This window comes from Segeticoccus rhizosphaerae (genome assembly GCF_009192725.1).
Taxonomy (GTDB): domain Bacteria; phylum Actinomycetota; class Actinomycetes; order Actinomycetales; family Dermatophilaceae; genus Segeticoccus; species Segeticoccus rhizosphaerae.
The window spans coordinates 1-8,916 of sequence record NZ_VOHR01000150.1 but is presented as its reverse complement, the minus strand read 5'-3'; the positions used below and the strand labels follow the sequence as shown (position 1 = coordinate 8,916).

Below are 8,916 nucleotides of genomic sequence, written 5' to 3'. Positions count from 1 at the left end.
CGACCGGCGGCGCCGGCGCGACCGTGGTCGGCGTGCCGCCCAACCAGCGGGCCTCCTTGGAGTGGGCCGCCTGGGCCGGCGGGGTGGCGGTGCGCGAGCTCGACTACCACGACACGTTCCTGTCGGCCGAGTACTCGCACCCCGGCGACAACATCCCGCCCGTCGTGGCCGTGGCTCAGCACGCCGCTGCGCACGGTCTGACCGGCCTGGACGTGGTGCGAGGGATCGCCACCGGCTACGAGGTGCAGATCGACCTGTCCCGCTCGATCAGCCTGCACCGCCACAAGATCGACCACGTTGCCCACCTCGGGCCCTCAGTGGCTGCGGGCATCGGGACGCTGCTCGGCCTGGACCCGGAGGTGATCTTCCAGGCGATCGGGCAGGCGCTGCACGTGACGACGGCGACGCGGCAGTCCCGCAAGGGCGAGATCTCCTCGTGGAAGGCCTACGCCCCCGCGTTCGCCGGCAAGATGGCGATCGAGGCGGTCGACCGGGCGATGCGCGGTCAGACCAGCCCGACCCCGATCTACGAGGGCGAGGACGGCGTCATCGCGTGGCTGCTGGACGGACCGGACGCGACCTACGACGTGCAGCTGCCCGCGCCGGGGGAGCCGAAGCGGGCGATCCTCGACTCGTTCACCAAGGAGTACTCCGCGGAGTACCAGGCGCAGGCGTGGATCGACCTGGCGCGACGCCTCCGCAAGGCGCACCCGCAGGTCGCGGACCCGGGCCAGGTGGCGTCCATCGTCCTGCGGTCCAGCCAACACACCCACGACGTCATCGGCTCGGGCTCGAACGACCCGCAGAAGTACTCCCCCGACGCCTCCCGCGAGACCCTGGACCACTCGATCCCCTACATCTTCGCGGTCGCCCTGCAGGACGGGGCCTGGGACCACGAGACCTCCTACGCCCCCGAGCGGGCTCATCGGCCCGACACCGTGGCGCTGTGGCGCAAGATCAGCACCCGGGAGGACCCGGAGTGGACCCGGCGCTACCACAGCCTGGACCCGGCGGAACAAGCATTCGGCGGTGCCGTCGAGGTGCAGCTGGCCGACGGCGCCCTGATCACCGACGAGATCGCGGTCGCCGACGCACACCCCCTCGGGGCCAGGCCGTTCGCCCGCAAGGACTACGTCCTCAAGTTCCGCACCCTGGCGCAGGGCGTGCTCGAGCCGGCCGAGATCGACCGCTTCATCGAGACCGCCGAGCGACTGCCCGAACTGACCGCTGAGGAGCTCGGCGGCCTGACCGTGGTCGCGGCGCCCGGGTTGTTGGAGGACGCCGCCGCACCGAAAGGACTGTTCTGATGCTGTATGCCGAGTCCACCGCCGCCGCCAAGCGGGTGGCCTTCCGCGCCGCCCTGGCCAGCGGCGAGCTGCAGCGGGTCCCGGGAGCCTTCAACCCGCTGTCGGCGCGGCTGATCGAGCGGCACGGCTTCGACGGGGTCTACATCTCCGGCGCCGTGCTCTCGGCCGATCTGGGACTGCCGGACATCGGGCTCACCACCCTGACCGAGGTCGCCGGCCGGTCGCACCAGATCGCCCGGATGACCAACCTGCCCGCGCTGGTGGACGTGGACACCGGTTTCGGGGAACCGATGAACGTCGCGCGCACCGTGCAGGAGCTCGAGGACGCCGGCGTGGCCGGGCTGCACATCGAGGACCAGGTCAACCCCAAGCGCTGTGGCCACCTCGACGGCAAGGAGGTCGTCGACGAGGCCACTGCCCTGAAGCGGATCCGCGCGGCCGTGGACGCCCGCCGCGACCCCAACCTGCTGATCATGGCCCGCACCGACATCCGGGCGGTCTCGGGTCTGCAGGCGGCGGTGGACCGCGCCAAGGCTCTGGTCGACGCCGGCGCCGACGCGATCTTTCCCGAGGCGATGACCTCGCTGGAGGAGTTCGCGACGGTCCGGGCAGCGGTGGACGTGCCGGTCCTCGCCAACATGACCGAGTTCGGCAAGTCGGAGCTGTTCACCGTCGACCAGCTTCGGGACGTCGGCGTCAACCTGGTGATCTGGCCGGTCTCGCTGCTGCGGCTCGCGATGGGAGCGGCCGCGCGGGGCCTGGAGGAGCTGGATGCCGCCGGTTCGTTGCAGGCGGTGCTGCCACAGATGCAACACCGCGCCGACCTCTACGACCTCGTCGACTACGAGGGCTACAACCAGTTCGACTCGGGGGTCTTCAACTTCACCGTCACCCGCTGAGGCGCTCGGCGCCACCAAGGAGGCCGCGATGGCCACATCCGACGACACGCACGACGACTCCACGCCTGACATCAGGAAGGGACTGGAGGGGGTCGTCGTCGACCGCACGGCGGTCTCACAGGTCAACTCCGAGACCAATTCTCTTCTCTACCGCGGTTATCCGGTGCACGAGCTGGCCGCCGACAGGTCGTTCGAGGAGGTCGCGCACCTGCTGCTGCTCGGGGAGCTGCCCGACGCCGAGCAGCTGGCGGCCTTCACCCGCAGTGAGCGCGGCGGCCGCGAGCTCGACGCGACGACGAAGACCCTGATCGACTCCCTGCCGACGGACGCCCACCCGATGGACGTGCTGCGCACCGTCGTCAGCGAGATCGGGGCCACCGACCCGACCTCGGCGGATCCCGAGGCGCTGATCGACCAGGCGGTCGCCCTCTTCGCCAGGCTGCCGGCGGTCATCGCCTACGACCAGCGGCGCCGGCACGGCCTGCCGCTGCTGCCACCCCGCGACGACCTCGGCTACAGCGCGAACTTCCTGTCCATGGTCTTCGGCAAGGAGCCGGACGATCCGGTGCGCCAGGCCTTCGACACCTCGATGATCCTGTATGCCGAGCACGGCTTCAACGCGTCGACGTTCACCGCCCGGGTGATCACCTCCACGCTGTCGGACTACTACTCGGCCGTCGTCGGCGCGATCGGCGCGCTCAAGGGCCCGTTGCACGGCGGTGCCAACGAGGCGGTCATGCACGCCTTCGACGAGATCGGCTCGGCCGACGGCGTGCCGAGGTGGCTGGACGACGCCCTCGGCGGGCACCGCAAGGTCATGGGGTTCGGGCACCGCGTCTACAAGCACGGGGATTCACGCGTGCCGACCATGGAGGACGCCCTGGAGACGCTCGCAGGGCACTACGAGCGGCCCGACCTGCTCACGCTCTACCGCGCACTCAAGGACGAGATGGCGAGCCGCACCGGCATCAAACCCAACGTGGACTACCCCTCCGGACCGGCCTACCACCTCATGGGTTTCGACACCGAGCAGTTCACCCCGCTGTTCGTCGCGAGCCGCGTCATCGGGTGGACCGCGCACATCCGGGAGCAGCGGGAGGCGAACGCGCTCATCCGGCCGCTGTCCGCCTACGTCGGGCCGGACGAGCGCCACGTCCCCTGACCCCGGGCACACTTCGACTGCGGGGAGGTCTGGTGGGGTGATCACCCCACCAGACGTCCCCAGTCCGGAGCCCGCCGTCCCGTGCGGGTCCCCCGCGCCGACGCCAACAGGGCACCACCAATCAGCACCGGCACGCCGAACTGCAGCACCGAGGCGGCCCCCATCCCCGAAATCATGGCGGCCAGGTAGATCGTGAACAACCCAGCGGTCGCCTTGCCGACCCACCGCCACCACACGCCGAGGAGCAACAGCACCCCCAGGGCCAGTTCCGCCACGGTCGCGACGACGGCGGCCGGCTCGACCAGCACCGACCACGGCACCAGCTCCGCGGTCTCGGCGCGGAAGTGCCCCCAGTCACCCCAGGAGACACCGGGTGCGCCCGGAGCCCCGAGCAGGCCGAACCGGTCGCCGACGGCGCCGAGCAGCTCCACACCGATCACGACCCGGCCAGCCGGCCCGCCCACCAACGCCAGGCGGAGTCGCGAGCTGTGAGAAGCGCGCCGGCGCCAAGACCGATGACGGCCACCACCGTCCACGTCACCAGTCCGGGCGCATCCGGCGGCGCCGTCAAGCTCCATCCGCACATGATGACCAACCCGGCCACCACCCAGATCACTCCTCCGGCGCGACGTACCGCGTCCATGCGCTCCATGCCATCTCCTCATTGGTAAGGTTCCTGATCAATCGAGGTTAGGAGGGTAAGAGAGAAATGGTCAAGCGCATTACCAATCCGCTGAGGGACCGCGACCTTCCGCTGGGGACCCTGATGAGCTCCGCGGGTGCCCGACTCGGCTCGAGGCTTGATGCCGCCCTGGCGGAGGCGGGATTCACGGACCTGCGCTCCGCCCACGCCGCGCCGTTCATCGGGCTCGACCCCGAAGGCACCCGTCCGAGTGTGCTGGCCGCTCGGGCACAGATGACCAAACAGGCGATGGGCGAGTTGATCGCCTACCTGGTGGAGCACGGCTACCTCGAGACCGTGGCCGACCCCACCGATGGTCGTGCCCGGCTGGTGCGTGCGACCCCCAAGGGTTGGCGTGCCCTGGAGAAGGGCGTGGAGGTCATCGATGCCTTCGACATCTGGCTGGCGGACCGGCTCGGCGAGGCCGAGGCGGGCCGGCTGCGTCGAGCCCTGCAACTGATCCTCGAGGAGGAGATCCCCTGAGGTTCCCGACTCAGCCGCGGCGCGGGGAGGTCTGGTGGGGTGATCACCCCACGAGACCTCCCCGCTCTGAGCCCCGATGCTCCCCCGGTGCCGTCAGCGCCGTGCAGCCCGGACCGCAGCGGCGCAGCTGCCCGGTCCAGCCCCGGGACGTCAGCACGGCCGCGAGGTCACGAGCCGTGGCACAACACTGCTCACCCACGTCGGGCCAGCCCACCCGCACCGGGAGCCAGCCCTCCACAGCCGAGGCCCGGTCACGACGCAGGTCGGCGAGCCGACCCACGCCGACGTGGCCGACCTGGCCGTCGACCTCGACGAGCACCTTCTGCTCGACGTAGGCGTTGTCGTCGCGACGCCGGCGGCCCCCTCTCACGCTGCGCAGCTGGCGCGTGGCCGTCGGCAGCCCGTGGGCGCGTTCCACCCTGCGGATGTAGCGCATCTCCGCGATGCTCTCCGCCCCGTCAACCACGTCGTCCAGCGCAGCCTTCAACAGGTCACGCCATCGGTGTCGAGCGCGCCGATCCAACGCGTCCTCGATCCGTGGCGGGGTGGTCATACGGCGCTGGCAGGCCTGAGCCACCCAGGCTTGCGCTCCCGCGGCGTTCGCGGCTTCAGCCAGGTCGAGCACGGTGTCCTCGACACTGGTGCACGGTGGCCACGCGGCGCGACGGTGACGCCTCTGCTCGAGCTGGCGGACACGCTCTCGACAGTGAGGCCGGCAGCCAGGCACTGGGCGCGGCTCAGGACGCCCCGCTGACGGTCCGCCAGGAGATCGAGTTGCTGCATGCCCTCGACCGTGGACCCGTCACACCCTGCTAGACGACCCATCCGTGCCGCCTGTGGACAACCGAGCGCCCGCCCGCGGTGCTGGGGAAACCGCGTGGGGTGATTACCCCATCGGACGCCCCCATTGCTCGAGAGCGGTGTCCGACCCGGCCGGCCCTCCGGAGCTGGAGCTCAGTCGCGGCGAACGAAGGGATTGCCGAGGGTGCCGATGCCCTCGATCTCCACCTCGACCCGCTGGCCGGCCTCGACCGGACCGACCCCCGCCGGTGTCCCGGTCAGGATCACGTCGCCCGGCAGCAGGGTGAAGGCGTGGGAGGCGTGCGAGATCAGCGCGGCCACGTCGTGGATCATGTCGGCGGTCGTGCCGTCCTGGACGACCTCGCCGTCCCGCCGGGTCACCAGCGAGAGCCCCGAGGTGTCGAGGTCGGTCTCGATCCACGGTCCGAGCGGGCAGAAGGTGTCGAACCCCTTGGCCCGCGACCACTGGCCGTCGCTGCGCTGCAGGTCTCGCGCCGTGACGTCGTCGGCGCAGGTGTAGCCGAAGATCACGTCCTTGACCCGTTCGACCGGCAGGTCCTTGCACATCCGGCCGATGACGACCGCGAGCTCGCCCTCGTAGTGCACGTTGCTGCTCTGCGGTGGCATGACCACCGGGTCGTCGGGCCCGACGACGGCGGTGTTGGGGATGAGGAACATCAACGGCTCGGCGGGAGCCTCCCCACCCATCTCGCGGGCGTGCTCGGCGTAGTTCTTGCCGATGCCGATGACCTTGCTGCGCGGGATCACCGGCGCGAGCAACCGCACCTCGTCGACCCGCACCGTGTTGCCGGTCAGCGAGATCGGGGTGAAGAGCGGGTCCCCCGCCAGCTCCGCGATCTTCTCGCCCGCACCGTCGACCAAGCCGAACGTGGGGTCCTCGTCAGTGGTATACCTCGCGATGCGCACGGCTGGACTCTACCCGTCGATGTATGGCGCCCGGCTCGGCCGCCCTCACTCCCCGCCCGAGTTGCCCGCACGGCATACGCCCGCTAGTCTTCATGACTTGACGAATTCATCAATTCATCACGAGGGATCGGAGAGGCCCCAGTGCCGCTACGCCACGTCGGGATCGACGCGCCGGTGCACGAGATCAAGGCCGAGCTGTTCAAGGCCCTCGGACACCCGGTGCGCGTGCGCCTGCTCGAGCTGCTCGTGCCCGGGGAGCAGGCGGTGAGCGCCCTGCTGGCCGTTACCGAGCTCGAGGCCTCGCACCTGTCCCAGCACCTCGGCGTCCTGCGCCGTTCGGGCGTCGTGACGGCGCGGCGTGAGGGCAACTCGGTGGCCTACCAGCTGGCGCACCCCGCGGTGGCCGATCTGCTGGCCGACGCCAAGCGCTTCCTGCTCGGCGTGCTGGACCAGCGGCGGGAGGCACTCGAGGAGCTCGAGGAGCTGCCCAGCGTCCAGCCGTCCCGGCGCAACCCGGCAGGATCGCGGTGACGTCGGCGACCCGACGCGATCTGCGTGGAGCCGCCACCACGTTCACCTACGCCGCCGGGCGACTCCTGCCCGGCCGCGCGGACTACACCGGCCTCTCCCGGAGCTGGCGCCACGACGTGCTCGCCGGCATCACCGTAGGTGTGGTTGCGCTGCCCCTCGCACTCGCGTTCGGCGTGACGTCCGGACTCGGCGCGGGGGCCGGGCTCACCACCGCGATCGTGGCCGGACTGGTCGCCGCGGTCTTCGGTGGTTCCAACGTGCAGGTCTCCGGCCCGACCGGCGCCATGACCGTGGTGCTGCTGCCGGTCCTCGCGAGTCAGGGCGCCGGCGCGGTGTTCGCCATCTCGGTGATCGCCGGTGTGCTCGTCATGGCCATGGGAGTGGCCCGGCTGGGACGCGCCGTGGCCTACATCCCGTGGCCCGTGGTCGCCGGCTTCACGCTCGGCATCGCCACGATCATCGGGCTGCAACAGGTGCCCCTCGCTCTCGACGTTCCCAAGCCGGAGGGCGAGAACACCGCGTTGATCGCGGCACGCGCCGTGCTCGAGGCGGGCCACACCACGTCGTTGCTCGCCCTCGCCCTCGTGCTTCTCGTGATCGCGCTGATGGTGCTGCTCCCCCGCATCCGCCGCACCCTGCCGGCCTCGCTGATCGCGGTCATCGTCGCCACCGTCCTGGCCGAGCTGGTCGAGGCCCCCATCGCCCGGATCGGCGAGATCCCGTCGTCTCTGCCGGCGTTCGCGCTGCCCGACCTCAGCCTCCCGGTCGTCACGTCGTTGATGGGCAGCGCCGTCGCCATCGCCTTCCTCGCCGCGATCGAGAGCCTCCTGTCCGCCAAGGTCTCCGACGGCATGTCGGACACGACCAAGACCGACCCCGACCGCGAGCTGATCGGGCAGGGGCTGGCCAACGTCGCGAGCGGGGTCTTCGGAGGCATGCCCGCGACCGGTGCGATCGCGCGCACCGCCGTCAACGTGCGTGCCGGTGCCCGCACCCGGATCTCGTCGGTCGTGCACGCACTCGTCCTGGTCGTCGTCGTCCTGGTCGGCTCCGAGCTCGTCGCGACGATCCCGCTCGCCGCCCTTGCCGGCGTCCTCATCGTCACGGCCGGCCGGATGGTCGACCGCGTGGCCATCCGTTCGATCTTCCGCACCACGCGCTCCGACATGATCGTCTTCACGCTGACCGCGCTCGCCACCGTGACCTTCGACCTCATCGTGGCGGTGGAGGTGGGCATCGCAGTCGCCGCGATCCTCGCCCTGCGCCAGGTCGCTCGCGTCAGCGGGGCGCACCCCGAGACGCTGCCGGTCGCAGACGGTCTCGACACCGAGGACGAGCAGAGCCTGATGCGCGAGCACATCGCCGTCTACCGGATCGACGGTGCCCTCTTCTTCGGCGCGGCGCAGCGGTTCCTCGACGAGCTCACCGACGTGGCCGACGTCCGCGTCGTGGTGCTGCGCCTCTCCGGCGTCCGGGTCGTCGACGCCACCGGAGCCAACGCCCTCGCCGAGATCGTCACGCACCTGCAGCTACGGGGAATCACCGTGCTGCTCAAGGGGATTCCGCCACGCTACCTGCCGATCATGCGTGGCGCCGGCGTGCTCAACGGCCTGTCGCACGAACGGCACCTCTTCCACGACCTCGACTCGGCGCTCGAGCACGCCCGCGACCACGTGCAGCGCGTGCCGCACTGAGCGTTGCGTAGGCTGGACCACCATGGAACGGCTGACCCGGGAACGGTGGGGAGCGCTCGCGTCCGCCCACGAGACGCGGGTTGACGAGGCGACCCGTGGCCACCGCGAACGCCGCCGGCTGCGGCCCGAGGATCGCGCCCACCCGGTCGAGGACTTCCTGTTCACCTACTACTCCCACCGCCCCGCGCAGCTGCGTCGCTGGCACCCCGGACCCGGCATCACCCTCGAGGGAGGGTCCGAGCGCACCGGCTGGAAGCACTACACGTATGACGGGCACGTCGCCACGCTGGACCTGCCGGGCTTCCTGGCCGCACGGGGCGACGCGGTCCGGTTCATCCGCCGGCTGCTGGCCGCGACGGCCGACCGCGCGCCGCGCCTCGGGTGCTTCGGGCTGCACGAGTGGGCCATGGTGCACCGTCTCGACCCCGAC

General features: G+C 70.9%; 10 protein-coding genes and 1 pseudogene. 7 read left to right on the top strand and 4 right to left on the bottom strand.

Features of this window, described 5'->3' with window-relative positions:
* The 3 genes from FRW57_RS12715 to FRW57_RS12705 form a co-directional block, all read left to right on the top strand.
* Positions 1-1,307, top strand: a 1,307-nt coding sequence (locus tag FRW57_RS12715) for an MmgE/PrpD family protein (protein ID WP_152186139.1), incomplete at its 5' end; no start/stop codon positions are given.
* Positions 1,307-2,206, top strand: coding sequence for a methylisocitrate lyase (gene prpB, locus FRW57_RS12710; RefSeq protein ID WP_137122359.1), 900 nt, complete (start codon positions 1,307-1,309; stop codon positions 2,204-2,206). The genes FRW57_RS12715 and prpB, both read left to right, overlap by 1 nt.
* Before the next feature lie 28 nt (positions 2,207-2,234).
* Positions 2,235-3,368, top strand: coding sequence for a bifunctional 2-methylcitrate synthase/citrate synthase (locus FRW57_RS12705; protein WP_152186138.1), 1,134 nt, complete (start codon positions 2,235-2,237; stop codon positions 3,366-3,368).
* A gap of 41 nt (positions 3,369-3,409) precedes the next feature.
* Here FRW57_RS12705 and FRW57_RS12700 read toward each other — a convergent pair whose 3' ends face one another.
* Entirely contained in the window at positions 3,410-3,808 is a 399-nt protein-coding gene (locus FRW57_RS12700; protein WP_152186137.1) for a DoxX family protein, read from the bottom strand.
* Positions 3,805-4,020, bottom strand: a complete 216-nt coding sequence (locus FRW57_RS12695) for a hypothetical protein (RefSeq protein ID WP_152186136.1) — start codon at positions 4,018-4,020, stop codon at positions 3,805-3,807. Before FRW57_RS12695 ends, FRW57_RS12700 begins: the two co-directional genes overlap by 4 nt.
* A gap of 57 nt (positions 4,021-4,077) precedes the next feature.
* On the opposite strand from FRW57_RS12695, the gene FRW57_RS12690 reads away from it, so the two are divergent.
* Positions 4,078-4,533 carry a MarR family winged helix-turn-helix transcriptional regulator gene (locus tag FRW57_RS12690; RefSeq protein WP_152186135.1) on the top strand — a complete coding sequence of 152 codons (456 nt, stop codon included), beginning with the start codon at positions 4,078-4,080 and terminating at the stop codon, positions 4,531-4,533.
* A 43-nt stretch (positions 4,534-4,576) separates the two neighbouring features.
* On the opposite strand, the gene FRW57_RS12685 is transcribed toward FRW57_RS12690, so the two are convergent.
* Together FRW57_RS12685 and FRW57_RS12680 are read right to left on the bottom strand one after the other, a co-directional pair.
* Complete coding sequence (locus FRW57_RS12685; protein WP_152186134.1) at positions 4,577-5,086, bottom strand: hypothetical protein; 510 nt, start codon at positions 5,084-5,086, stop codon at positions 4,577-4,579.
* Between the two features lie 401 nt (positions 5,087-5,487).
* Entirely contained in the window at positions 5,488-6,261 is a 774-nt protein-coding gene (locus tag FRW57_RS12680) for a fumarylacetoacetate hydrolase family protein (protein WP_137122364.1), read from the bottom strand.
* Positions 6,262-6,402: 141 nt separating this feature from the next.
* Here FRW57_RS12680 and FRW57_RS12675 point away from each other — a divergent pair, with 141 nt between their 5' ends.
* From FRW57_RS12675 to FRW57_RS12665, 3 genes and pseudogenes are all read left to right on the top strand, one after another.
* Positions 6,403-6,792: an ArsR/SmtB family transcription factor gene (locus FRW57_RS12675; RefSeq protein WP_137122365.1), complete on the top strand. Its 390-nt coding sequence runs from the start codon at positions 6,403-6,405 to the stop codon at positions 6,790-6,792.
* Positions 6,789-8,486, top strand: coding sequence for a SulP family inorganic anion transporter (locus FRW57_RS12670; RefSeq protein WP_238999415.1), 1,698 nt, complete (start codon positions 6,789-6,791; stop codon positions 8,484-8,486). Before FRW57_RS12675 ends, FRW57_RS12670 begins: the two co-directional genes overlap by 4 nt.
* A 22-nt stretch (positions 8,487-8,508) precedes the next feature.
* Positions 8,509-8,916, top strand: a pseudogene (locus FRW57_RS12665) (3-methyladenine DNA glycosylase); the annotation flags it as partial.